This window comes from Streptomyces sp. NPDC033180, from assembly GCF_055577645.1.
Genome location: NZ_JBVIPU010000003.1, coordinates 524,468 through 549,541, shown reverse-complemented (window position 1 = coordinate 549,541; position 25,074 = coordinate 524,468). Strand labels below are relative to the sequence as shown.

Here is a 25,074-nt window from a genome sequence, read left to right as displayed (position 1 = left end):
GGTGAACGGAGGGCTCCCGGCTTCAGTCACCGGCCGCCGCCCCCGCCCAACTCGACCGGAACCGGTCGCCGGCGTCCATCCATCCCACTCACAACGGGGGATCGATGTCCGCGAAACGTACGAGACACGCCGTACGCGTACCGCCAACGGCCCGAAGAGCGGCCCGAAGAGCGATATGCCCCTACGCTCCGGCCGGCTCCAGGAAGCCCTGCTCGACGAGGAGCCGGATCTGCGCGGGCGTGCGGTCCCGCAGCAAGACGGGGTCCTCCCCGACCAGTTGGGCGATCGCGTCGAGGATCCGCCCGGCACTCAGCGTCCCGTCACACACCCCGGCGAAGCCCGCGCCCACCGTGTCCACCTTGGTGGCCCGCCGCATCCCGCGGTGCTGGCGCAGCACGACATGCTCCGGGTCCTCGGCGCCGGGCAGCCCGACCTGCTCCTGGACGACCTCGTCCGCGAGTTTGAAGTGCCCTGCGAGCAGCGCTGCGTCGTCGTGCGTCCGCAGGAAGTCCTGCCGTGCGAAGAACTCCCGCACCGTCTCGCCCAGCGGCTGCTCGACGGGGTGCGGCCATTCCTCCACGGTCACGGACGGCTCGGCCACGCCGGACTTGCGGAGTGTGATCCACCCGAACCCGACCGCGCGCGTCTTGCGGGCCTCGAACTCGTCCAGCCACGCGTCGTACCGCGCCGCGTACTCCTCCGGGTCCGTCCGGTGGTCCCCGGCGTCCCGCAGCCACAGCTCGGCGTACTGCGTGACGTCCTGCACCTCACGCTGCACGATCCACGCGTCGCACCCGCGCGGCACCCAGGAACGGAGCCGCTCGGTCCACTCCTCGCCGTCCACGTGCTGCCAGTTGGCGAGGAAGTGCGCATACCCCCCTTCGTTCAACCGCTCCCCCGCCTCCTGAACGAGCGACCGGCACAGATCGTCCCCGCCCATGCCACCGTCGCGGTAGGTGAGCCGCGCCCCGGGAGAGATCACGAAGGGCGGGTTGGAGACGATCAGGTCGTACGTCTCCTCGCCCACGGGTTCGAAGAGGGAGCCCTCGCGCAGGTCCGCCTCGGGGGCACCGGACAGGGCGAGGGTGAGCCGTGTGACGTGCAGCGCGCGGGGGTTGAGGTCGGTCGCGGTCACCCGGGTCGCGTGGTGCGCGGCGTGCAACGCCTGGATCCCGGAGCCGGTGCCGAGGTCGAGAGCGCTGGCCACAGGCGTACGCACCGTGAGACCGGCAAGCGTCGTCGAGGCCCCGCCGACCCCCAGTACGACCCCTTCGTCGTGGCTGCCGATGCCTCCGGCGCCGCCGACCGCGCACCCCAGGTCCGAGACGATGAACCAGTCCTCGCCGCTGGGACCGCCGTAGGGGCGCACGTCCACCGTCGCCCTCAGCGCGCCCTCACCGTCCGCCGCGGTCAGCCAACCGCTCTCCAGTAGAGGGCCGACCGGCAAAACGGCCGCCACGCGCGCGTGCGGGACGGATCGCTGCAACAGGAAGAGCCGTACGAGCGTCTCCAGCGGCCCTTCGCCGCGGGTGGCCCGCAGCGCGGGCACGGTCTCGCTGCGGGCGAGCGCCGTGTAGGCAGGCGCCCCGAGGAGCTCGAGCAGCCCGTCAGCGGTGAAGTCGGCCTCCAGCAGGGCTTCGCGCAACTGGGCGGAGACGTCGGCACGATCGGACGAGGGCAGGGGGGCGCTAGCAATACTCACCCCCTCATTGTGACCCGCATCCGCTTGTATCCACCGCTGTGGGCAATCGTTCCGCAGGGCGGATCCCACCCCGGCCGTCTCCGCTGTGGGCAATCGTTCCGCAGGGCGGATCCCACCCGGATGGATACGCCGCTGCCCCGACGCCGGGGGATCGTTCCCAAGGCGCCGGGGCAGCGGGCAAGAAGGGGGCAACCCCCTAGGCGGCCGAAGGCGTAGCGCTAGCCGACTTGCAGCTGTCCTGCTTGCCCATCGCCTTGCCCACCTCGCCCTCCTGCAACTTCTCCAGCGCCTCGTTGCCGCTCTTGCTCAGCTTGTCCAGCTCCCCCGCGACGGTCTTGAGGCCGTCCGCGAAGTCCGCCTGGTTCTTGGTGTCCAGGCCGTCGACCTTCTTCTTCAGGTCGCCGTACGACTTGGAGATGGCGTTCAGTTCCTTGACCGCGTCGTCGGTCTTCTTCTGGCCGCCGTCGACCGGCGGGGCGCCCGCGTCCTTCACGGCGGCGCCCATCGCCTTGTAGGCGTCGGACATGTCCTGGAACGCCTTGGAGTCGGTCTTCTGGACGTCCTCCGGCGAGCTGTTGTCCGAGGTCTCCTTCTGGATCGCCGCGTTGGCGGCAGCGATCTTCTTCGACTGCGGCTGAACCGAGTCACAGACGTCCTTGGCCCAGGAGTCCAGCTTCTCGTTGCCGTCGTCGCTGCAGCCCGACAGCGCCAGTACCAGTACCGCACCGCCGGACAGTGCGGCTGCAAGCTTCTTGTTCACCGGATTGGTCCCTTCCATGGCTCTCGGCCCCGGAACTTACACGCCAACTGGGCTACAACCGCATGCCGGGGGCCCGGTACCACCCCTATTAAAGCCATTTGCACCAAGCAGATGGCGCATGAGAAGGCTCACCAGACAGCTCACGACGCACACGAAGGGCGGACGCCGCGTCAAAACGCGCCGTCCGCCCTTGTGTTGGGCAGAGTCTGACCCGGCGTTACGAAACCACGGCCGGGTCAGCCGAGTTACCTACTCGCTCCGCACCACCTTCCTCCGCGTCACCCACGGCGATGCCTCGCCTCTTGGAGACGTACACCGCGCCGATGATGACCAGGATCGAGAGCACGGCGATCACTGCCCGCACTCCCGCACTCGCGTCATCCCCGTAGCTGAACTGGACGACCGCGGGCGCGATGAGCAGCGCCACCAGGTTCATCACCTTCAGGAGCGGGTTGATCGCCGGCCCCGCGGTGTCCTTGAACGGGTCACCGACGGTGTCACCGATGACCACCGCGGCGTGGGCCTCACTGCCCTTGCCGCCGTGGTGGCCGTCCTCGACGAGCTTCTTCGCGTTGTCCCAGGCACCGCCGGAGTTGGCGAGGAAGACCGCCATCAGCGTGCCCGTGCCGATCGCGCCCGCCAGGAACGAGCCGAGCGCGCCGACGCCGAGCGAGAAGCCGACCGCGATCGGCGTGAGCACCGCGAGCAGACCTGGCGTGGTCAGCTCGCGCAGCGCGTCCTTGGTGCAGATGTCGACGACGCGCCCGTACTCCGGTTCCTCGGAGTAGTCCATGATCCCGGGGCGCTCGCGGAACTGCCGCCGCACCTCGTAGACCACCGCTCCCGCCGACCTCGACACCGCGTTGATCGCGAGCCCCGAGAAGAGGAACACGACCGCGGCGCCCAGGATCAGGCCGACCAGGTTGTTGGGCTGCGAGATGTCCATGACCAGGTTCATGGGAGCGCCGTCGCCCATTTTCTCGCCGACGTCCTTGGCCGCGGTCGCGATGGCGTCGCGATACGAGCCGAAGAGCGCCGCGGCCGCGAGGACGGCCGTGGCGATGGCGATGCCCTTGGTGATGGCCTTGGTGGTGTTGCCGACGGCGTCCAGGTCGGTGAGCACCTGCGCGCCGGCGCCCTCGACGTCACCGGACATCTCGGCGATGCCCTGCGCGTTGTCGGAGACCGGACCGAAGGTGTCCATGGCGACGATCACGCCGACCGTGGTGAGCAGGCCGGTTCCGGCGAGCGCCACCGCGAACAGGGCGAGCATGATCGACGTACCGCCGAGCAGGAACGCCCCGTACACGCCGAGCCCGATCAGGAGCGCGGTGTAGACGGCCGATTCGAGGCCGATGGAGATGCCCGCGAGGACGACGGTGGCCGGGCCGGTGAGCGACGTCTTGCCGATGTCCTTCACAGGCCGCCGGGTGGTCTCCGTGAAGTACCCGGTGAGCTGCTGGATCAGCGCGGCCATGACGATGCCGATCGCGACGGCGATGACCGCGAGAACGCGCGGATCGCCGTCGTGTCCCGCGACCGCCGTGTCCGTGACGCCGTCCAGGTCGGCGTACGACGACGGCAGGTAGACGAAGACCGCCACGGCGACGAGCACCAGCGAGATGATCGCCGAGATGAAGAACCCGCGGTTGATGGCGGTCATCCCGCTGCGGTCGGAGCGCCGTGGCGCCACCGCGAAGATCCCGATCATCGCCGTCACGACACCGATCGCCGGAACGATCAGCGGGAAGGCGAGTCCGGAGTCGCCGAACGCGACCTTGCCGAGGATCAGCGCGGCGACCAGGGTCACCGCGTAGGACTCGAAGAGGTCGGCGGCCATTCCCGCGCAGTCGCCGACGTTGTCGCCCACGTTGTCGGCGATGGTCGCGGCATTCCTCGGGTCGTCCTCGGGAATGCCCTGCTCGACCTTGCCGACCAGGTCGGCGCCGACGTCGGCGGCCTTCGTGAAGATGCCGCCGCCCACACGCATGAACATCGCGATCAGCGCCGCCCCGAGGCCGAAGCCTTCGAGGACCTTCGGCGCGTCGGCCGCGTAGACAAGCACCACAGTGGAGGCGCCCAGAAGACCGAGCCCGACCGTGAACATGCCGACAACGCCGCCCGTGCGGAAAGCGATCTTCATGGCCTTGTGCGAAACGGCGGTGAGATCCTTTTCGGGTTCACCTGCCGCCGGAGTGGCCTCTCGTGCGGCTGCCGCCACACGGACATTGCTGCGTACGGCGAGCCACATGCCGATATAGCCGGTGGTCGCCGAGAACACCGCACCGATCAAGAAGAAGATCGATCGACCTGCACGCTGATTCCAGTCGTCTGCGGGCAGCAGCATGAGCAGGAAGAACACCACGACGGCGAAAACGCCGAGTGTGCGCAACTGCCTGCCCAGGTAGGCATTGGCGCCCTCCTGGATCGCTTTCGCGATCTTCTTCATGCTGTCGGTGCCCTCGTCGGCCGCGAGCACCTGGCGTACCAGCACCCAGGCGACCGCGAGGGCCGCGACCGCGACGGCCGCGATGACCATCACGATGAGGCGGTTGTCGTCGGTCAGTACTGCGGCTGCGAAGGTTGAGGTGTGGTCAAACTGATGAGGGGTAGAAAGCCCCGCCATTCGTCCTCCTTGACGCCTGGGGTGAGCTCAAGATGTGGACGGATTGTAGGGAGCGGAACCTGATCAAAACAGAGCGCCGCAAACGGAATTGGCGCAAGATTGCTTCCCAGCAAATGATCGCGACCGCAGACTGGCCCCGAAAGCGGTAATGCCCCAAAACCGTTGACGGCGACCGGCAGGCCCGCGGCAATTGACCGGGGCAATGATCCACAAAAGAAAAAGGCCCTGCTCCCGGGTGGGGAGCAAGACCTTGGTGGAGCTCAGGGGTGGACCGACGGACCGGCCAGAAACGGACCGACGGACCGGTTCAGACGAGTGGCGCCGGGGTCGTGGGCCACGTCATCCGGATGAGACCGCCACCCTCGCCCGCGGTGACCTCCACGTCGTCCACGAGCCCGCTGATGACGGCGAGGCCCATCTCGTCCTCACCCTCGGCCTCCGGATCGTCGACCACGCCGGACCCCGAGCCGGGTGCCCGGTCGCCGGGCGTCGCGTGGGGGGCCTCGTCGCCGACCTCGATGGAGAACTGCTTCTCGTCCTCGATCAGGGCGACCCGCACCGGCGCCGATACGCCGTTGCTCTGGTGGAGCCCGACGGCGCGCGTGCAGGCCTCGCCGACAGCGAGCCTGACCTCGTCGAGGACGGCCTCGTCCACTCCGGCCCTGCGCGCGACCGCCGCCGCCACGAGCCGGGCGGTCCTGACGTGCTCGGGCAGCGCGCTGAAGCGGAGTTCAACGGTGGCCATGTATCCCCCTCGGACATACGCGCGTGCTGTCAGGGGGCCGGGCCGAGGGCCCGGTCCCCTGCTGTTCTGCCACACCCGGGCCGAGCAAGCAGCCGACCCGGGACATCCGGCTCTCAGTCGGTGGCCGCGACCGCTTCCTCGACCGAGGTGTGAATGGGGAACACCTTGGTCAGGCCGGTGATGCGGAAGATCTTCAAAATACGTTCCTGGTTGCAGACCAGGCGCAGCGAGCCCTCATGGGCACGCACCCGCTTCAGGCCGCCGACCAGAACGCCGAGCCCGGTGGAGTCGAGGAAGTCCACGCCCTCCATGTCGACGACCAGATGGAAACTGCCGTCGTTCACCAACTCGACCAACTGTTCGCGCAACTTGGGCGCGGTATAGACATCGATTTCGCCACCGACCTCGACGACCGTACGATCGCCGACGGTACGGGTCGACAGGGACAGGTCCACGGATCCTCCAGCACCTTGCTATCGAGCGGTCATCCCTCGGGACACCTCGGCAGAGCCCCCAGGACGGATCGCCAGCCGCGATGGCATTCAATCACTTACAGGCAGGCGCGCACGACGCCTTGGGACCATTGTCCATCCCGCCAGTGACACACTCGGTGCCGATGGCCAACTTTTCTCCGCCGGGAGGACCCTCCACGGGCGCCCCGGTACGCACGTCTCCACGGACGGTCCTGGACCGGCTCACCGCGGGGCCGAGCCGTGCTTCGCGCGTCACTCATACGGAGCACTTGCCCCCGCGCGAGGCTCGGTATGCAGTCTGGCCTGATCGCATCCGTTCGGAAGTCGTCGCCGCGGTCCAATCGGCCGGGATCGAGCACCCCTGGGCCCACCAGGCACTCGCCGCCGAGCACGCTCTGGACGGCGAGTCGGTCATCGTCGCCACCGGCACCGCTTCGGGCAAGTCGCTGGCGTATCTCACTCCCGTGCTCTCGGCTCTCCTGGACGGCTCCGAGGCACCGAACGGACGCGGCGCGACCGCGCTGTACCTCGCCCCGACGAAGGCCCTGGCCGCCGACCAGCGCCGGGCCGTGCGCGAGCTCGCCGCGCCCCTGGGCAACGCGGTCCGCCCCGCCGTGTACGACGGCGACACCCCCGTCGAAGAACGCGAATGGGTGCGTCAGTACGCCAACTACGTCCTGACCAACCCCGACATGCTGCACCGCGGGATACTCCCGTCCCACCCCCGCTGGTCCTCCTTCCTGCGAGCCCTGCGCTATGTCGTCATCGACGAGTGCCACACCTACCGCGGCGTCTTCGGCTCGCACGTCGCCCAGGTCCTGCGCCGCCTGCGCCGCCTCTGCGCCCGCTACGGCTCCGACCCCGTCTTCCTCCTCGCCTCCGCCACTTCCGCCGACCCCGCCATCGCCGCGGAACGACTCACCGGACTCCCCGTGAAGGAGGTCGCCGACGACGCCTCACCCCGCGGCGACCTCGTCTTCGCCCTCTGGGAACCCCCGCTCACCGACCTCCACGGCGAGAAGGGCGCCCCCGTCCGCCGCACCGCCACCGCCGAGACGGCCGACCTCCTGACGGACCTGGCCGTCCAGGGCGTCCGGTCCGTCGCCTTCGTACGGTCCCGGCGCGGCGCCGAGCTGATCTCGGTGATCGCCCAGGAACGCCTCGCCGAGGTCGACCGCTCCCTCGCCCGCCGCGTGGCCGCCTACCGGGGCGGATATCTCCCCGAGGAGCGCCGTGCCCTGGAGCAAGCCCTGCACTCCGGGGAACTTCTCGGCCTCGCGGCCACCACCGCCCTCGAACTCGGCGTGGACGTCTCCGGGTTGGACGCCGTGATCATCTCCGGCTATCCGGGGACCCGCGCCTCGCTCTGGCAGCAGGCGGGCCGCGCCGGACGCTCCGGGCAGGGCGCACTGGCCGTCCTCGTCGCCCGCGACGACCCGCTGGACACGTATCTCGTCCACCACCCCGAAGCACTGTTCGATCAGCCGGTGGAGTCGACGGTCCTCGACCCCGACAATCCGTACGTCCTCGCGCCCCACCTCTGCGCGGCCGCCGCGGAACTCCCGCTCACGGACGACGACCTGGCGCTCTTCGGCCCGGCCACCGAGGACCTGCTCCCGCAGCTGGAGGCCGCGAAGCTGCTGCGCCGCCGCACGAAAGCCTGGCACTGGACCCGCAGGGAACGGGCCGCCGACCTCACCGACATCCGCGGCGAGGGCGGGAAGCCCATCCAGATCGTCGAGGAGGGCACGGGCCGGCTGCTCGGCACCGTCGACGCGTCCGCCGCGCACACCGCCGTCCACGAGGGTGCCGTCCACCTCCACCAGGGCCTCACCTATCTGGTGCGCCGCCTGGACCTGGAGGATTCGGTCGCCCTGGTCGAGGAGGCCCGGCCGCCCTACTCCACGACGGCCCGCGACACCACGGCCATCTCCATCCTGGAAACCGACACCGAGATCCCCTGGGGCTCCGGCCGCCTCTGCTACGGCTCCGTCGAGGTCACCAACCAGGTCGTCTCCTTCCTGCGCCGCAAGCTGATCACCGGCGAGGTGCTCGGCGAGACCAAGCTGGACCTGCCGCCCCGCACGCTGCGCACCCGCGCGGTCTGGTGGACGGTCACCGAGGACCAGCTGGACGCCGCCCGCGTCAACCCGGAGATCCTCGGCGGCGCCCTGCACGCCGCCGAGCACGCCTCCATCGGCATGCTGCCGCTCTTCGCGACCTGCGACCGGTGGGACATCGGCGGCGTCTCCGTGCCGCTGCATCCGGACACGCTCCTGCCGACCGTCTTCGTGTACGACGGCCACCCCGGCGGGGCGGGCTTCGCCGAGCGGGCCTTCCACACGGCCCGCGCATGGCTGACCGCCACCCGCCAGGCCATCGCCTCCTGCGAGTGCGAGGCCGGCTGCCCCTCCTGCATCCAGTCCCCGAAATGCGGCAACGGCAACGACCCCCTGCACAAACGCGGTGCGGTCCGCCTCCTCACCACGCTCCTCAAGGACGCCCCCGACCCCTGAGAGTCCAAGGACGCCCCCACACCTCCCATCCCCCGAGAGGCATCGGTCGACCACTGCGAAACTCACGCCCGACCGTGGAGGGACAGCGGGGGCTGCGGCTGCTGTTGCGGCCGCTGCTGCGCTCGCGCCTGGCCGGGGCGGGGCTGCAGACGCCACGGCTGTGCGGCTTGCTCCTGACCGGAGCATGGCAGCGGGTGCCACTCTCGCTCCTGGCTGTGCGTCGGTGGGCGATGCGGAGTCGCCGCCCGATAGCGGTCCGGCATCCGGCGGTGACCTCATTCCAGGCCGCCACAGAACGGGCGACACCTTCGCTTCCGGGGGCGCGCGGTACGCGTTCGATCGTCGGGCGGCGGGGCCGCCCGTCCTCGCCTCAGGCATCTGGCCAGCAGGCGCCACAAGGGGGTCTGGCGGGCCTGCGGCGTCTCGCGCCGGCCACAGGTCTGGGTGCCACCCTGCGTGCGCCACAGCGCCCGCCCCGGGCTCGGCAGCCGGGCCCGGCGCAACCGGCCCCGCCGGGCCCGCCCGGGACCTGACCTCCGTCTCGAACGGGCCGAAGCCCGCTGCCGCGGTCACGTCCGCGATCTCGCCGCGCACCGCGCACCGCACGAGGCGCGTCCCCTGCGCCCCGGCCACCCGCCCGGCCCTGGCGCACGCCCCGGAGCGCCCCTCCATCCAGTGGTCCGCAGCGGCGAGCGCCGCCAAGTCGGCGGCCCCGCCGGCTCGATGGCGGGCGACGATCACCTGCCCCATCGCGAGGACCGCGCCGCAGATTACGCACAGCACGGCCATCACGACGACGACCCACACCGTGGCGGCTCCACGGTCCGACATGGCCCCGGCTGCCCGGAACCCGGTCCGCCCTCTCACGCGCCCACCCCCACCGTCTCCTCCGCCAACGCCACCGCCTCCGACCTCAGCCGCAACCCGAGCCCCAGGGCTTCGGGGCCTGGCGAGTGCGCCACGACCTCCACCCGCACCAGGTCGCCGTCACGCCGCACGGCCACCGCCGCACCACGCGGCGCCGCCTGCCGAGCCGCTGCCACTGCCGCGCTCTCGGGGTCCTGCCTGGCCAACGCCCGCGCCCCGGCCCGTGCCGCGTCCACGCACTGGATCTGCGCGGACGCGGTCAGCAACGCCCAGACCAGCGCCATCGTGAACAGCACGAGCGTGGGCAACACCACGGCCGCCTCAGCCGTCACGAAGCCTCGGTCCCCACCACGGCCCCGGCTGTCCCGCGTCCGCTCAGAACTGGACATCGAGCGCCTTCTCCACGACCGCCTGCAACGCCGCCCTGACCTGCCCGCTGGTCACCACCTTGTAGAGCAGTCCGGCGAACCCGACCGCCGCGATGAGTCCCATCGCGTACTCCGAAGTGACCATCCCCGCGTCCTTCCGCACCGCACGCGCCTTGCGCCGCAGCGCCCGTGCACACAGCTGTCCCCACATCTCAACCCCCGTTAAATTCCAGTACGTTCAGGTCACAACAGCCGCCTCACGAGCCGCCGTCCCGCCACTCAGCCGTCCGGACACAGAGCCATAGAGCCGCTCCGATACCGCTCAGGTGCCGCTCAACAACCCATCCGCCAGGCCGATCACCACAGGCAGCACTCCGACCGCGATGAACGCGGGCAAGAAGCACAGCCCCACCGGCGCCGTCATCAGCACTCCGGCCCTGCGCGCCGCCGCCGTTGCCGTGCGGCTCCGTTCCGCGCGGCAGTCCGCGGCGAGACGTGCCACCGGTTCCGCCGCCGGAGCCCCCGAGTCCCCCGCCCGCTCCAGCAGGCGAGCCAGCGCTCCCGCGCCCGGTATCGCGCCCAACCTCCGCCAGGCGTCGACTGGTTCACCGCCAAGCCGCACCTCCGCGGCCCCCTGCGCAAGGCGATCCCCGACCGGCCCCTTCAGCGCATCGCCGACAGCCTGAGCGGCCACGACAGGCCCCGCGCCGGCAGCGACGCAAGCCGCCAACAGGTCGGCTGCCAAGGGAAGTTGCCGAGCCGCCTGCACCGCGTCGAACTCAGAGGCACGTGTGCCCCGCCCCCGCCACCAACGCCACACCCCGTACCCGGCACCCAACCCCGCCAGACACCCCGGAACACCGCCCACCAGCACCCACCCGGCACTCACCGCCCCGGCCACCGCCAGCCACACCCGCACCGCGCCCCGCCACCGGAGCCACTGCCTCCGCGATCCCCCTGGGATCCGGTCCACCACGCCCAGTACGACCCCTGCGCGCCCCCGAACCGCCCGCTCACGCCGCGCCGCAAGGGCAGCCGACATCAGCCACAACACGGCTGCCGCACCCCACACGGCCACCCCCAGCTTGTGCACCACAAGGCTCATCGCTCCTCCGCCCCTCGCACGATCCGCAGCGCCCACCACACGCCGGCCCCCTCCAAAGCTCCGCCCACCGCCAGGCACCCGAGCCCCGCTCCGGTATGCAGCAGCACCCGCAAGGGCGAGGCACCCAGCGCGCTGCCCATGAGCAACCCGAGGACCGGCAGCCCCGCGAGCATCACCGCCGTCGATCGCGCTCCCGCCAACTGGGCCCGCAGGTCGGCGCGTTGATCCCGCTCCGCCCGCAGCGCGCCCTCCAGCCGCTCCAGCCCCGCCGCGAGCCCGGCGCCGCGGTCCACCGCCACCCGCCAACACGCCGCGAGGCCCACAAGGCCCTGCGCCCCCGGCTCCCTCGCCGCCTCCTCCAGCGCCCCCGGCACATCCCCGCCGAACCGCGCCGCCGCCAGCACCCCGGCCCGCACCTCCCCCGTCCCCGTTCCAGCTCCAGGTCCAGGTCCAGCAGCAAGTCCGAAATCGCCCCCGGCCGCCGCAGCCCGCAACGCCTCCCCCGGCTGCCGCCCGGCCCGCACCTCTCCCGCGAGCGCCCCGCACAACGCGATCACCGCGGTGGCCCGGCGCTCGCTTTCGAGCCGTGCGTCCCTGCCCCGCCGTACGCGCCGTATCAGCGGCACCCCGGCCGCTCCCAGGACCAGCGGCAGCACGGACTCGCCGAGCAGCGCGACCGCCGCCCCGCCCGCCAAGGCCCACCACTCGTGCCCCACCCGGCTGCCGAGCCGGCCCACCGCCCGCTGCCACGCCGACTCCCCCGACTCGACCTCCCCTCCGCCCGCGAACACCGCCCGCGTCCGCCGGCGCCCCTTGGCTCTTCCGACCGTCAGCCAGGCCGCGCTTCCGGCGCACAAGGCCGCCGCCACCCCCATCGCGCTCATCCCCCATCACTCCAACCACCGTTCGCCAGAAGTGCCTTCAGCTGCTCCCAGCCCCGCTCCCGGACGAACTCCCGCTCGCCCCACCGCAGGGCAGGCACCGTCACCACAAGTCCGGACCGATCCCGTTCCAGGACATGCACCTCGGCGATTCGCCGCCGTCCGGTCCGGTCCCGCACGAGATGGAGCACCACGGAGAGCGCGGCCGCCAACTGACTGTGCAGGGCCGCCCGGTCGAGCCCCGCAGCCGTCCCCAGCGCCTCCAGGCGCGCGGGCACGTCCCCCGCGGCATTGGCGTGGACCGTGCCGCAGCCTCCCTCATGGCCCGTATTCAGAGCGGCCAGAAGATGGACCACCTCCGCGCCCCGCACCTCACCCACGACCAGCCGGTCGGGGCGCATCCGAAGCGCCTGCCGCACCAGGTCGTCCAGGCCTACCTGACCGGCCCCCTCCTGGTTCGCGGGCCTCGCCTCCAGGCGCACCACGTGAGGGTGGTCGGGGCGCAGCTCCGCCGAGTCCTCGGCGAGCACGATCCGCTCCCCCGGCCCGACGAGACCGAGCAGCGCGCTCAGCAGCGTCGTCTTGCCCGACCCCGTCCCGCCACTGATCAAGTAGGAGAGCCGGGCGTCGAGCAGCGCCCGCAGGACGCGGTCCCCGCCCGGCGGCACCGTCCCCGCAGCGGTCAGTTCCGCGAGGGTGAAGGCCCGGGGTCGTACGACACGCAAGGAGAGGCAGGTCGACCCGACGGCGACCGGGGGCAGTACCGCGTGGAGGCGGGTGCCGTCCGGGAGCCGTGCGTCCACCCAGGGCCTGGCGTCGTCGAGCCGGCGCCCCGCCACGGCCGCGAGCCGCTGTGCGAGACGCCGCACCGCCGCCGCGTCCTCGAAGGACACCCCGGTCAGCTCCAGGCCCCCGCCGCGGTCCACCCACACCCGGTCGGGAGCGGACACCAGCACATCGGTCACCGACTCGTCCGCGAGCAGCGCTTCCAGGGGCCCCGCGCCCACCAGCTCCGACCGCAGCCGCGCCGCCGCGCCCAGGATTTCCGCGTCGCCGAGCACCCTGCCCTGGGCCCGCAGCGCCTCGGCGACGCGGGCCGGGGTCGGCTCCGTCCCGTTCTCCGCGAGCCACTGGCGCACCCCGTCCAGCATCCTGGCCCCGACGACGGCGCTCATGAGCCGCCTCCGGTGGCGTCGACCGGGACCCGGTCCCAGAAGGCCCTGCAGAACCGCGCGAGTGGGCCCCGCGCGATGCCGCCGGGCGGCATGCCCCCTGCCTGCGCCGCCAACAGGCCTGCCTCCCGTGGCAGCTCCCCGACAAGTGGCAGCCCGAGCAGTCGCGCGACCTCCTCGGCGTCGAATCCACCGAGGCCGTCGAGTCCGCCTCCTCCTCCCGCGCGACCTGCGCCGCCCCTGCCGACCACCACGCGCAGGTCCCGCAGCACCATTCCCGCCGCCGAGGCGACCCGCCGAGCCCCGGCCACCGCGCGCAGCTCCGCGGGCACCACAAGGAGCCCCAGATCCACCTGGGCCAGCGCCTCGGCGACTCCTTCGTCCACGCGGCGCGGCAGGTCCACGACCACCACCCCGCCCCGCCTGCGGGCCGCGGCGATCACCGCCCGCATGGCCTCGGGCGCAATGACCACCGCGTCGCCCCGATCCCAGCTCAGCACCCGCAGGGAATGCAGCTCGGGCAGCGACTCCTCGAGCGCGCCCCCGCCGACCCGGCCCCTGGACTGCGCGAAAGCGGGCCAGCGGAGCCCGTCGGCCGCCTCACCGCCGAGCAGCACATCGAGGCCGCCGCCGAGCGGGTCGGCGTCCACGAGCATCGTGCGCCGCCCCGCGCGGGCCGCCGTGACGGCGAGCGCGCACGCCAGCGTCGAGGCGCCGGCTCCCCCACTCCCGCCGATCACCCCCACCGTGAGCGCGGGCGGGCCCACGCCCTCGGCGACATCGGCGATGCGGTCCACGAGCCATCGCTCGCCGTCGGGCAGGACCAGCACATGGTCGGCACCGATCTCCACCGCGCGCTGCCAGACCCCGGGGTCGTCCTGGTCACGCCCGACCAGCACGACCCCTCGCCTGCGCGCGGCGCCCCGCACCCGGCCCACCGCGTCGTCCCCGACCAGGACCAGTGGCGCCGCGTCCCAGCCGCCTCTGCGCTCCGGCACGCCGTGCTGCACCTCGGGCCGCGCCCCCGCCGCGGCGCACAGCCGCAGCAAGTCGTCCAGCAGGTCCACATCTTCCGTGACGATCAGCGGTCCGCCCTGCCGTCCATCGGACGACGCCGGCCCGTCACGTGTAATCACTCCAGCCACGATCTCCAGCCCCCTCTCACTGCAAGCCCGTTGAATGCCGCGTTCCACATCAGCGCTGAGCCGGCCAAAGCAATCCGGCCATGAACTTCGCGTGCAGAACGAGCGGAATCAGCGTGCAGCGATCCGGGATAACGTGTGGATCTTGGTCAATAACTGTGGACAAGGCGGGGGCTGTGAATATCCCCATCACCCATACCGGTGACATCCCGAGGACTTCCGCAGAGCAGCCTGACGACTACACACAGTGACGGATCTTGGGTATACGGAAAGATCGCCGAAACGGCCGCCGGAAGGCGCCAGGCGATCAGATGAGGGTCGGAAGAGGCCCGGAAAACCCATCCGGACATGCGACGACCCCCGCCGGGGGGGAGAGCGGGGGTCGTCCCCACGGTCCGACTCGGGGGGGGAGGAGCCAGACCGGGTTAGCACGGTCGCGAACGATCCGTGACTTCCATGGTGTACCCGAGAGCCTTCTCAGGCAAACCCACGCGCCTCACCTTACGCCGAATGGTGGGCGCCTATGCTCGGCCTCGTGGAAAACCACTCCTTGCCGCGCACTGCTGCCTTCTTTGACCTGGACAAGACGGTCATTGCGAAGTCGAGCACACTCACCTTCAGCAAGTCGTTCTACCAAGGCGGGCTGATCAACCGCAGGGCAGTACTCCGAACTGCATATGCACAGTTCGTCTTCCTCGCCGGCGGGGCCGATCACGACCAGATGGAGCGGATGCGCGAGTACCTGTCCGCGCTCTGCCGCGGTTGGAACGTGCGGCAGGTCAAGGAAATCGTCGCCGAGACGCTGCACGATCTGATCGACCCGATCATCTACGACGAAGCCGCTTCCCTCATCGAGGAGCACCACGCCGCCGGCCGGGACGTCGTCATCGTCTCCACCTCGGGCGCCGAGGTCGTCGAACCGATCGGCGAACTGCTCGGCGCGGACCGGGTGGTGGCGACCCGGATGGTGGTCGGCGACGACGGCTGTTTCACCGGCGAGGTGGAGTACTACGCCTACGGCCCCACCAAGGCGGCCGCGATCAAGGAGCTCGCGGAGTACGAGGGGTACGACCTCGGCCGCTGCCACGCCTACAGCGACTCGGCGACCGACCTCCCCATGCTCGAGTCCGTGGGGCACCCCCATGCGGTGAACCCCGATCGCGCGCTGCGCCGCGAGGCTCTCGCGCGCGGGTGGCCGATTCTCGACTTCCACCGCCCGGTCCGGCTCAAGGAGCGGCGCCGGACACCGTCCCGGCCCGCACTCGTCGCGGTGGCGGCCGTGGGCGCCGCCGCGGCCACGGCGGGCCTGGTGTGGTTCGTGAGCCGTCGCCGGACCTCGCGCGCCCGATTCGCCCTTGTTTGAACCTAAAAGTAAAGAAGTAGTGCCAGGACTTCCGCTTACCCCAGGACAGGAGTACAAAGGAGTCAACGGCCCGCGAGACCAAGGACATCCGAGAGGATTACCTTTAAACGCAACGACGGCCCCACGGACCGGAGCATGAACACCGAGCACCCACGCGACGTCGACCCGTCGATTACGGGCCAGCCGCACCAGGTGACGGGCCAAGTTCCCGACCTGATGGGCAATCTTCGAGGACGCTTGGTAACACGGTGAACATGCCAGCGGCGGTACGAGAACTCGTACCGCCGCGTCCCTGTTCAGGGCCCCTTCGCAGGCACAGGCCCAAGCGCCCTCAGGCCGCGCCCCGCTGCATCGCCTCGCAGACGGCCGTCGACTCCCTTGCTCCCAGTTCAACCGCGCGCCCGCAGTGGGCGATCCAGGCGGCCATGCCCTCCGGCGTCCCGGACACGTAGCCGTCGAGCGCCCCTACGTAGGCCGCACGCCCCTGCTCCGCGTGGCCGGCCTCCGCCGGACAGACGGACTTCGGGTCGAGCCCGCTGCCCACCAGGACGATGCGCTCGGCGGCCCGTGCGACCAGGCCGTTGTGCGAACCGAAGGGGCGCAGGCTGAGCAGCTCGCCGTGCACCACGGCCGCCGTCACGAGGGCCGGCGCGGAGCCACCCGCGATGATCAGCTGCGAAAGGCCCTCCAGGCGGCCGGCCACCTCGTCGGAGTCCGGCACATCCAGCTCGACCAGCGGCTCGTCGACCGGCTCGCCGGTCAGGCGCGGCCGACCCGCCGCCTCGTCGTTCTCCGCGGCGGCCACCAGGTGGAGGCGCGCGAGGACCCGGAGCGGCGACTGCCGCCAGATGGACAGGAGTTGACCGGCCTCCGCGGTCAGCCGCAGGGCCGCGCCGATCGTGCGGGACTCGCCGTCGCCACTGAAGTCGCTGCGTCGGCGCACTTCCTCGAGTGCCCAATCGGCACCGGAGAGCGCCGCCGAGCCGCGTGCCCCCCGCAGCGCCGCCTCGGAGGTGACCTCATTGCTGCGGCGCCGCATGATCCGGTGGCCGTAGACCCGGTCCACGGCCTTGCGCACGGAGTCCACGGAGTCGGCCACACCGGGCAGTGCGCCCAGGGCCGCGAGCGGATCGGCTGTCGTACTCATGAGTACGACCCTACGCAACCCCGGCACCCGCCCCACGAAGGAGTGGTCTTCTTCACGCCGCATCGATACGTCAGGTGATCGCCCGGCTACCCTTGGTGAACATGAAGATCGCTTTCGTAGGGAAGGGCGGCAGCGGCAAGACCACGCTGTCCTCGCTCTTCATCCGACACCTCGCCGCCACCGGAGCACCGGTCCTCGCGGTGGACGCCGACATCAACCAGCACCTGGGCCCCGCGCTCGGTCTCGACGAGGCGGACGCCGCCGCCCTGCCCGCCATGGGCGCGCGGCTGCCCCTCATCAAGGAGTACCTGCGGGGCTCCAATCCGCGGATCGCCTCCGCAGACACGATGATCAAGACGACACCACCCGGCGAGGGGTCGCGGACCTTGCGGGTGCGCGAGGACAACCCCGTGTACGACGCGTGTGCGCGGCCGGTGGAACTCGACGACGCAGCCGTGCGTTTGATGGTCACAGGGCCGTTCACCGAAGCCGACCTCGGTGTCGCCTGCTACCACTCCAAGACGGGGGCGGTGGAGCTGTTCCTGAACCACCTGATCGACGGGCCCGACGAGTACGCGGTCGTCGACATGACCGCGGGTTCGGACTCCTTCGCGTCCGGCATGTTCACCCGCTTCGACATGACGTTCCTGGTGGCCGAGCCGACCCGGAAGGGGGTCTCCGTCTATCGCCAGTACAAGGAATACGCACGGGACTTCGGCGTCGACCTCAAGGTCGTCGGCAACAAGGTGCAGGGCCAGGACGACGTCGAATTCCTGCGCGAGCAGGTGGGCGACGACCTCCTGGTGACGGTCGGGCACTCGGACTGGGTGCGCGCCATGGAGAAGGGCCGCCCGCCCCGGTTCGAGTTCCTGGAGGACGACAACCGCCGTGCCCTGCAGGCACTTCAGAGCGCCGTCGACACCTCGTACGACCGCAGGGACTGGGACCGCTACACGCGTCAGATGGTCCACTTCCACCTGAAGAACGCACAGAGTTGGGGCAACGAGAGGACGGGGGCCGACCTGGCATCCCAGGTCGACCCCGACTTCGTTCTGGGCGAGCGGACCGTCGCTACGGCCTGAGCTCTCCGAGGAGAGTCACGACTTGGACGCCGGGGCGCCCGGTACGCCCTTCGGGGCCGGTGCGGGCTGGGCGGAGAGGAAGGACGCCCAGCCCTCCTTCGGAGCCTTGCCGACCGGGAGCTCGGTGAGGCGCTCGACGGTCTGCGGGTCCTGGGCGTCGAGCCAGTCGGCGAGTTGGCGGAAGGAGACACAGCGCACGCCGGGCTTGGTGCAGACCGACTCGATGGTCTCCTCGATGGCGCGCATGTACGTGCCGCCGTTCCAGGACTCGAAGTGGTTGCCGATGATCATCGGGGCGCGGTTGCCCTTGTAGGCGCGGTCGAAGCCCTCGAGCAGACCGTCGCGCATCTGGTCGCCCCAGTACTCGTGCTTGCTGGGGTCGCCCTGCGATGTCGTGCCCGACTGGTTGACCATGAAGTTGTAGTCCATGGTCAGCGTCTCGAACTTGCGGCCGGGCACGGGGACCAGCTGCATCGACAGGTCCCAGAGCCCTTCCTTCTTCTTGGGCCAGACCTGGTTGTTGACGCCGCTGGTGTCGTAGCGGAAGCCCAGATCGCGGGCCGCCCGCATGAAGTTCTTCTGGCCTTCGAGGCAGGGCGTGCGAGCGCCGATGAGTTCCTTGTCGTAGTCGAAGGGCAGCGGTTGCGCCTTCTTCATCCCCGTGTTCGTCTTCCAGGCCTTCACGAAGGACTTGGCCTGCTTGATCTCGCTCTTCCAGTCGGCGACCGACCACTCGCCCACACCGCGGCCGGCGCCGCAGAAGTGGCCGTTGAAGTGGGTGCCGACTTCGTTGCCCTCGAGCCAGGCGCCGCGGAGCTGCTCCACGGTGTCCTTGATTCCCTTGCGGTCGTTGAAGCCGATGTCCGAACTGCCTGCCATGTGCTGCGGCGGGTCGTAGAGCTTCCGTTTCCCCTCGGGAAGCATGTACACGCCGCTGAGGAAGTATGTCATCGTGGCGTCGTTCCGCTTGGCCACCTTGCGAAAGTGCGAGAAGAGCTTCTGGCTGTCCTCGCCGGCGCCGTCCCAGGAGAAGACCACGAACTGAGGCGGCTTCTGGCCGGGTCTCAGACGGGTGGGCTCGGGCAGATTCGGCTGTCGACCGGTGAAGGCGGTGGAGCCGTCGCCGATCATGCGGACCGCGCTCTTGGGGGCCGGGGCGGGGGCCGCCTTCTTGGCGCCCGGTGCGCCCTTGGCGCCGGTGTCGCCGTTCGAGCAACCGGCCAGTACCGCGACGCATGCCACGAGTGCGGTGGTGCCCGCGGCGATCCGCTGGATCCTCTGGGTGGCGGCCATCTTCCGCCCACCTTCTTCCTTCGAGTCGGCTTGGAACCGGGGCACGGACTGCAGGGGTGCTGCAGGAGCCCACGGGGCACTTCTGGGGTCACCACCGGGAGAGATTGGGTAGCAATTGCCCGGAAATAACCCATAGCGCCGCCAACGTCGCACGGGGGCATGAGTCAGATGTTCCGACAAGCCGATGAATAGCTTTATTCACCCTTCAGAGTGATCTAATGCCCCATTTGCCCCGCTTGCCTATCCGATGTCTTTACTCTCCATTACGATTCGTTTACCGAGAGTTGAGAAATCCCGCCGCTGCAACGCCGTGACCCACGGCCGCGACCCGCCCACCGGAGACCCTCCGGAGGACCCCTTGTCCCGCGACCGCGCTGCCCCGGAGGAGACGGGAAACCATGTCTGCCTGCGTCCCCACCCATGCCACCGAATCGGCCCACGCATCACGCGACCACGAGCCCCACGCGCCGCCGCCCGGCAGGTTCCGTAAGTTCCGCATCGCCGGCGCCGACGTGTCCGCGTCGATCGCCGTCTTCTTGATCGCCCTGCCGCTGTCTCTCGGCATCGCGCTCGCCACCGGAGCACCGCTCCAGGCGGGCCTCGTCGCCGCCGCCGTCGGTGGCCTCGTCGCTGGATGGGTCGGCGGATCACCTCTGCAGGTCAGCGGCCCCGCCGCAGGGCTCACGGTCGTCAGCGCCGACCTCATCCACCAGTACGGCTGGCGGACCACCTGCGCCATCACCGTCTGCGCCGGATTCGCCCAACTCGGCCTCGGCTGCCTGCGCGTGGCCCGCTCGGCGCTCGCCGTCAGCCCCGCCGTCGTGCACGGCATGCTGGCCGGCATCGGCGTCGCCATCGCCGTCGCCCAGCTGCACATCGTGCTCGGCGGCACCCCGCAGAGCGCCGTGCTCGACAACCTCCGCGCACTGCCCGCCCAGTTGGCCGACCTGCACCCGGCCGCGCTGTCGATCAGCGTGCTGACCCTGGCGGTGCTGCTGCTCTGGCCGCGGATCCCCGGCCGTACGGGCAGAGCCCTCCGCGTCGTACCGGCACCCCTGGTCTCCGTTGCCGTCGCGACGGCCGTCGCCGTGTTCGCCGGGCTGAGTGTGGCCAAGGTCGACCTGCCGTCCTGGCGCAGTCACGCGCTGGTGGGCCTGCCCGAAGGGCCCGCCCTCGGGCTCGTCGCCGCCGTCCTCACGGTCACGCTGGTCTGCAGCGTGCAGTCACTGCTCGGCGCCGTCGCCGTGGACAAGCTCGCCTCCGGGAGGCGCGAACCGCGCGCCGGCGGCGTCCGCTCCGACCTCAACCGCGAACTCCTCGGCCAGGGCGCCGCCAACGCCGTGTCCGGGGCTCTCGGAGGGCTTCCCGTCGCCGGTGTCGTGGTGCGCAGCACAGCGAATGTGCGGGCCGGTGCCGTCAGCCGGAACTCCACGATGCTGCACGGCGTCTGGGTAGTAGTGGCCGCCCTGCTCCTGGTCCCCCTCCTGGAGCTGATCCCGCTCGCCGCGCTGGCCGCCCTGGTGATGGCGGTCGGCATCCAAATGGTGAGTCTGAACCACATCCGCGTCATCACCCGCCATCGCGAGATCCTCGTTTACACCACCACGACCCTCGGCGTGGTCTTCCTGGGCGTGCTCGAAGGCGTGGCCATCGGCGTCGCCGTCGCCGTGTCCGTCGCACTGCACCGCCTCGCCCGCACCCGGATCACCCACACCGACGATGCCGGGGTCCACCACGTGCGTGTCCGCGGGCAGTTGACCTTCCTCGCCGTGCCCCGCCTCAGCCGGGCGCTGCATCTGGTGCCTCACGGCGCGGCGACCATCGTCGAGCTGGACGGATCGTTCATGGACCACGCGGCGTACGAAGCGCTTCAGTGCTGGCAGGACGCCCACACCGCGCAGGGCGGCACCGTCGAGGTGACCGGGCGTGCCGGGACGCGGATCGCCGAGCCCGCCAGCTCGTCGCACTCCTGCTGCCGGCCCTGGACGGCCTGGCGCAACCACCACTGCGACCGGCCCCAGGAGGCCCCTCGGGGCGAGGAAGGTCGGCGCAGCGGGCATCAACTGGAAAGCGGGATCAGCGCGTTCCAGCGGAACACGGCGCCGCACGTGCGGGGCGAGCTGGCCCGGCTCGCCCGCGAGGGGCAGCAGCCCTCACAGCTCTTCCTCACCTGCGCCGACTCGCGGCTCGTCACCTCGATGATCACGTCGAGCGGCCCCGGCGACCTCTTCGTCGTCCGCAATGTCGGCAATCTGGTGCCGCTGCCGGGCGCCGAGAGCGGTGACGACTCGGTCGCCGCCGCGATCGAGTACGCGGTGGACGTACTGAAGGTGCGGTCCATCACCGTGTGCGGGCACTCCGGATGCGGGGCGATGCAGGCGCTGCTCGCCACCCCGCCCGGGGGCGCCCAGACGCCCCTGAAGCGATGGCTGCGGCACGGGCTGCCGAGCCTTGAGCGCATGGCGGCCCACGAGAAGGGGGGTTGGGCGCGGCTCGCCGGGCGGGCGCCCGCCGACGCGGTCGAGCAGCTCTGTCTGACCAACGTGGTCCAGCAGTTGGAGCACCTGCGGGGCCACGAGGCCGTGGCGCGGCGCATGGCCGAGGGCGCGCTCGAACTGCACGGCATGTACTTCCATGTCGGCGAGGCGCAGGCCTATCTGCTGACCGGGAGTCCGGATGACGTACCGGATGACGTATTCGACCGGGTGACGCCTTCACCGCACCAGGGAACCCCACGCGAGGAGCCGCCCGCCCGAGTGCAGGTCTGAACCGACCCTCGCCGAGCCCTTGCTGCCAGGGGCAACGACCAACGCCCCGCAGGCAACCCGCCGCGGGGCGTTGGGGCACGCACACAGGTCGAGCTCATGCCCTGTGGATCTTCCAGTCCGCGACGCTGGCACTGCGGTTGAAGTAGGCGTTGGTGCAGAGGTCGAGCTTGCCGCCTGCGACAGGGCTGTGGCTGTTGGTCTCCAGGAAACCGCCGTTGTCGCCGTACGCGTTCCACAGATGGACCACGTCACCGACCCGGACGTGCTGGTCGGCCGGCGAGGAGGCCTGGGCGAAGATCCGCCAGCGGCCAGTGCCCGCGGCGCGGTCTTGGACTGGGAGGTGGACACGTCGTACTTGGCCCCGGAGGTCTTCTGCGCCTCACCGGCATGGCCGTTGGTGTCGAGGTAGCCGCCGTCGCCGCCGTAGAGGTTGCGCAGATGGACCACGTCGCCGCTCTCGACCGGCTGCCCGGCTGCCTTGCCGGAGGCGGAGAGGACCTCCCAGGTCCCCGTGCCCTTGCCCCGCGTGAGGGTGTCGGCAGTCGCCACGTTGTACTTGCCGCCGGTGGCGGAGCTGTGGCCGTTGGTGACGAGGTAGCCGCCCTGCCAGCCGTTGTAGCCGTTCTGCAGGTGGATCTGTGTCCAACGCCCTTGCCGCGAACACGGCGTCAACCACCCTCGGCGCCCCATCCCGGTCAACTTCACCGCCAACGGACAGGCGCGGATTCGCGGCGTCGTCGGGAGCACCATGGCCGGAACCCTCCCGGGACGGATACGTGCGTCCCGCCGCCCGACTCCCCGCCCCCCCGGCGGAACAGCGACACGCGCCGCTGCCGTCCTTACCCCCCTGTACCTCCGCTGTTCGCGAGTGCCAGGATCGGAAGGGGTTGACCTGCACTCACAACCGCAGAAGAATCCAAGCGGTTGTCAGATTGGTCTAAACCACGAGCCGGAATTGTCTGCATGTTGTTGGGAGCCCACCAGTGAACGAGCGTCCGTCCATCGCCAACATGCTTAAGGAAGAGCGAAGGTTCGCGCCGCCGGCCGACCTGGCTGCCAACGCCAACGTCACCGCGGAGGCGTATGAGCAGGCCAAGGCCGACCGGCTCGGCTTCTGGGCCGAGCAGGCCCGCCGGCTGACCTGGGCCACCGAACCCACCGAGACGCTCGACTGGTCGAACCCCCCGTTCGCGAAGTGGTTCGCGGACGGGAAGCTCAACGTCGCGTACAACTGCGTGGACCGTCATGTGGAGGCCGGGAACGGCGACCGCGTGGCGATCCACTTCGAGGGTGAGCCCGGAGACAGCAGGGCCATCACCTATGCCGAGCTCAAGGACGAGGTCAGCCGGGCCGCCAACGCGCTGACCGAGCTGGGAGTCCGTCAGGGCGACCGCGTCGCCGTCTATCTGCCGATGATCCCCGAGGCCGTCGTGTCGATGCTGGCCTGTGCCCGCATCGGCGCCGCGCACTCCGTGGTCTTCGGCGGCTTCTCCGCCGACGCCATCGCCAAGCGCGTGAAGGACGCCGACGCCAAGGTCGTCATCACCTCCGACGGCGGCTACCGCAGGGGCAAGCCCGCCGCCCTCAAGCCCGCTGTCGACGACGCCGTCGCACGCGAGGACAGCTCCGTCGAGCACGTCCTCGTCGTGCGCCGCACCGGGCAGGACGTGGCGTGGACCGAGGGCCGCGACGTGTGGTGGCACGAGCTCACCGAGCGCCAGTCCGCCGAGCACACGCCGGAAGCCTTCGACGCCGAGAACCCGCTCTTCATCCTCTACACGTCGGGTACGACGGGTAAGCCGAAGGGCATCCTGCACACCTCCGGCGGCTATCTCACCCAGGCCGCGTACACCCACCACGCCGTCTTCGACCTCAAGCCTTCGAGCGACGTCTACTGGTGCACGGCCGACATCGGCTGGGTCACCGGGCACTCGTACATCACGTACGGCCCGCTGGCCAACGGCGCGACGCAGGTCATGTACGAGGGCACGCCCGACACCCCCCACCAGGGGCGCTTCTGGGAGATCGTCCAGAAGTACGGCGTCACCATCCTCTACACGGCGCCGACGGCCATTCGTACGTTCATGAAGTGGGGCGACGACATCCCCGCGAAGTTCGACCTCAGCAGCCTGCGGGTCCTCGGGTCGGTCGGTGAGCCGATCAACCCCGAGGCCTGGATGTGGTACCGGAAGAACATCGGCGCCGACAAGTGCCCCATCGTGGACACCTGGTGGCAGACCGAGACCGGCGCGATGATGATCTCGCCGCTGCCGGGCGTGACCGAGACCAAGCCGGGAAGCGCCCAGCGCGCACTGCCGGGCATCGCCGCCACCGTCGTCGACGACGAGGCGCGCGAAGTACCGGACGGCGGTGGCGGCTACCTCGTCCTGACCGAGCCGTGGCCCTCGATGCTGCGGACCATCTGGGGCGACGACCAGCGCTTCATCGACACCTACTGGTCGCGCTTCGAAGGCAAGTACTTCGCCGGAGACGGTGCCAAGAAGGACGACGACGGCGACATCTGGCTGCTCGGCCGCGTGGACGACGTGATGCTCGTGTCCGGGCACAACATCTCCACCACCGAGGTCGAGTCGGCGCTCGTCTCGCACCCGTCGGTCGCCGAGGCCGCGGTCGTGGGAGCGGCGGACGAGACCACCGGGCAGGCAATCGTCGCGTTCGTGATCCTGCGGGGCACGGCGAACGCCGACGACGAGGGCCTCGTGGCGGACCTGCGGGGCCACGTGGGCACGACGCTCGGGCCGATCGCCAAGCCCAAGCGCATCCTTCCGGTGGCCGAGCTGCCGAAGACGCGGTCCGGGAAGATCATGCGGCGCCTGCTGCGTGACGTCGCCGAGAACCGCGAGCTGGGTGACGTCACCACGCTCACGGACTCCTCCGTGATGGATCTGATCCAGACCAAGCTGCCGGCCGCGCCGAGCGAGGACTAGTCAGACCTGAGCCATCAAGGGGCACCCGGCACCGCGCCGGGTGCCCTTCTTGCGCATAAAGTGACGATCACCGGATACGTCCGGACGCACGTTAGGTACGCTAAGGATCGCGTCAA

19 protein-coding genes and 1 pseudogene are annotated in these 25,074 nt (G+C 70.6%); 5 read left to right on the top strand and 15 right to left on the bottom strand.

Annotation, left to right across the window (positions count from 1 at the left end; genetic code table 11):
* Positions 1-181: 181 nt before the first annotated feature.
* The 5 genes from ACZ5WE_RS13260 to bldG form a co-directional block, all read right to left on the bottom strand.
* Entirely contained in the window at positions 182-1,702 is a 1,521-nt protein-coding gene (locus tag ACZ5WE_RS13260; protein WP_467686005.1) for a DUF7059 domain-containing protein, read from the bottom strand.
* Between the two features lie 196 nt (positions 1,703-1,898).
* Positions 1,899-2,480, bottom strand: a complete 582-nt coding sequence (locus ACZ5WE_RS13255; RefSeq protein WP_160506350.1) for a small secreted protein — start codon at positions 2,478-2,480, stop codon at positions 1,899-1,901.
* Positions 2,481-2,679: 199 nt separating this feature from the next.
* A complete protein-coding gene (locus ACZ5WE_RS13250) occupies positions 2,680-5,088 on the bottom strand; it encodes a sodium-translocating pyrophosphatase (RefSeq protein ID WP_467686003.1) in 2,409 nt (802 codons plus the stop codon).
* Between the two features lie 307 nt (positions 5,089-5,395).
* Positions 5,396-5,833, bottom strand: a complete 438-nt coding sequence (locus ACZ5WE_RS13245; protein WP_467686001.1) for an ATP-binding protein — start codon at positions 5,831-5,833, stop codon at positions 5,396-5,398.
* A 113-nt stretch (positions 5,834-5,946) separates the two neighbouring features.
* On the bottom strand, positions 5,947-6,288 hold the full coding sequence (bldG, locus tag ACZ5WE_RS13240; protein WP_003975386.1) for an anti-sigma factor antagonist BldG: 342 nt from the start codon (positions 6,286-6,288) through the stop codon (positions 5,947-5,949).
* Between the two features lie 80 nt (positions 6,289-6,368).
* Here bldG and ACZ5WE_RS13235 point away from each other — a divergent pair, with 80 nt between their 5' ends.
* Positions 6,369-8,822, top strand: coding sequence for a DEAD/DEAH box helicase (locus ACZ5WE_RS13235; RefSeq protein WP_467685999.1), 2,454 nt, complete (start codon positions 6,369-6,371; stop codon positions 8,820-8,822).
* 573 nt (positions 8,823-9,395) lie between these two features.
* On the opposite strand, the pseudogene ACZ5WE_RS13230 reads toward ACZ5WE_RS13235, so the two are convergent.
* The 7 genes and pseudogenes from ACZ5WE_RS13230 to ssd all read right to left on the bottom strand — a co-directional run.
* Positions 9,396-9,611 (bottom strand): annotated as a pseudogene (locus tag ACZ5WE_RS13230) (Rv3654c family TadE-like protein); the annotation flags it as partial.
* A gap of 74 nt (positions 9,612-9,685) precedes the next feature.
* Positions 9,686-10,078, bottom strand: a complete 393-nt coding sequence (locus ACZ5WE_RS13225; RefSeq protein WP_467685997.1) for a TadE family type IV pilus minor pilin — start codon at positions 10,076-10,078, stop codon at positions 9,686-9,688.
* On the bottom strand, positions 10,065-10,202 hold the full coding sequence (locus ACZ5WE_RS13220; RefSeq protein ID WP_234362807.1) for a DUF4244 domain-containing protein: 138 nt from the start codon (positions 10,200-10,202) through the stop codon (positions 10,065-10,067). Before ACZ5WE_RS13220 ends, ACZ5WE_RS13225 begins: the two co-directional genes overlap by 14 nt.
* Before the next feature lie 177 nt (positions 10,203-10,379).
* On the bottom strand, positions 10,380-10,751 hold the full coding sequence (locus ACZ5WE_RS13215) for a type II secretion system F family protein (protein WP_467685995.1): 372 nt from the start codon (positions 10,749-10,751) through the stop codon (positions 10,380-10,382).
* A gap of 407 nt (positions 10,752-11,158) precedes the next feature.
* On the bottom strand, positions 11,159-12,046 hold the full coding sequence (locus ACZ5WE_RS13210) for a type II secretion system F family protein (RefSeq protein ID WP_467685993.1): 888 nt from the start codon (positions 12,044-12,046) through the stop codon (positions 11,159-11,161).
* The gene (locus ACZ5WE_RS13205; protein WP_467685991.1) at positions 12,043-13,218 is read right to left on the bottom strand and encodes a TadA family conjugal transfer-associated ATPase; all 1,176 of its coding nucleotides are present in this window, start codon (positions 13,216-13,218) and stop codon (positions 12,043-12,045) included. The genes ACZ5WE_RS13210 and ACZ5WE_RS13205 overlap by 4 nt, the downstream gene beginning before the upstream one ends.
* Positions 13,215-14,360, bottom strand: a complete 1,146-nt coding sequence (gene ssd, locus ACZ5WE_RS13200) for a septum site-determining protein Ssd (RefSeq protein ID WP_467685989.1) — start codon at positions 14,358-14,360, stop codon at positions 13,215-13,217. Before ssd ends, ACZ5WE_RS13205 begins: the two co-directional genes overlap by 4 nt.
* Before the next feature lie 520 nt (positions 14,361-14,880).
* Here ssd and ACZ5WE_RS13195 point away from each other — a divergent pair.
* Entirely contained in the window at positions 14,881-15,720 is an 840-nt protein-coding gene (locus ACZ5WE_RS13195; protein ID WP_467685987.1) for an HAD family hydrolase, read from the top strand.
* Positions 15,721-16,051: 331 nt separating this feature from the next.
* Here ACZ5WE_RS13195 and ACZ5WE_RS13190 read toward each other — a convergent pair whose 3' ends face one another.
* Complete coding sequence (locus ACZ5WE_RS13190) at positions 16,052-16,867, bottom strand: Fic family protein (protein ID WP_467685985.1); 816 nt, start codon at positions 16,865-16,867, stop codon at positions 16,052-16,054.
* A 101-nt stretch (positions 16,868-16,968) separates the two neighbouring features.
* On the opposite strand from ACZ5WE_RS13190, the gene ACZ5WE_RS13185 reads away from it, so the two are divergent.
* Complete coding sequence (locus ACZ5WE_RS13185) at positions 16,969-17,949, top strand: ATP-binding protein (RefSeq protein ID WP_467685983.1); 981 nt, start codon at positions 16,969-16,971, stop codon at positions 17,947-17,949.
* Positions 17,950-17,964: 15 nt separating this feature from the next.
* Here the strand turns inward: ACZ5WE_RS13185 and ACZ5WE_RS13180 are convergent, their stop codons facing one another.
* Entirely contained in the window at positions 17,965-19,242 is a 1,278-nt protein-coding gene (locus ACZ5WE_RS13180) for a polysaccharide deacetylase family protein (RefSeq protein WP_467685982.1), read from the bottom strand.
* A 398-nt stretch (positions 19,243-19,640) separates the two neighbouring features.
* Between ACZ5WE_RS13180 and ACZ5WE_RS13175 the strand changes: the two genes are divergently transcribed.
* Positions 19,641-22,010: a bifunctional SulP family inorganic anion transporter/carbonic anhydrase gene (locus ACZ5WE_RS13175; RefSeq protein WP_467685980.1), complete on the top strand. Its 2,370-nt coding sequence runs from the start codon at positions 19,641-19,643 to the stop codon at positions 22,008-22,010.
* Between the two features lie 94 nt (positions 22,011-22,104).
* Here ACZ5WE_RS13175 and ACZ5WE_RS13170 read toward each other — a convergent pair whose 3' ends face one another.
* Entirely contained in the window at positions 22,105-22,257 is a 153-nt protein-coding gene (locus tag ACZ5WE_RS13170; RefSeq protein ID WP_467685979.1) for a hypothetical protein, read from the bottom strand.
* Positions 22,258-23,020: 763 nt separating this feature from the next.
* Here ACZ5WE_RS13170 and acs point away from each other — a divergent pair.
* Positions 23,021-24,958 carry an acetate--CoA ligase gene (acs, locus tag ACZ5WE_RS13165; RefSeq protein ID WP_467686249.1) on the top strand — a complete coding sequence of 646 codons (1,938 nt, stop codon included), beginning with the start codon at positions 23,021-23,023 and terminating at the stop codon, positions 24,956-24,958.
* Positions 24,959-25,074 lie beyond the last annotated feature (116 nt).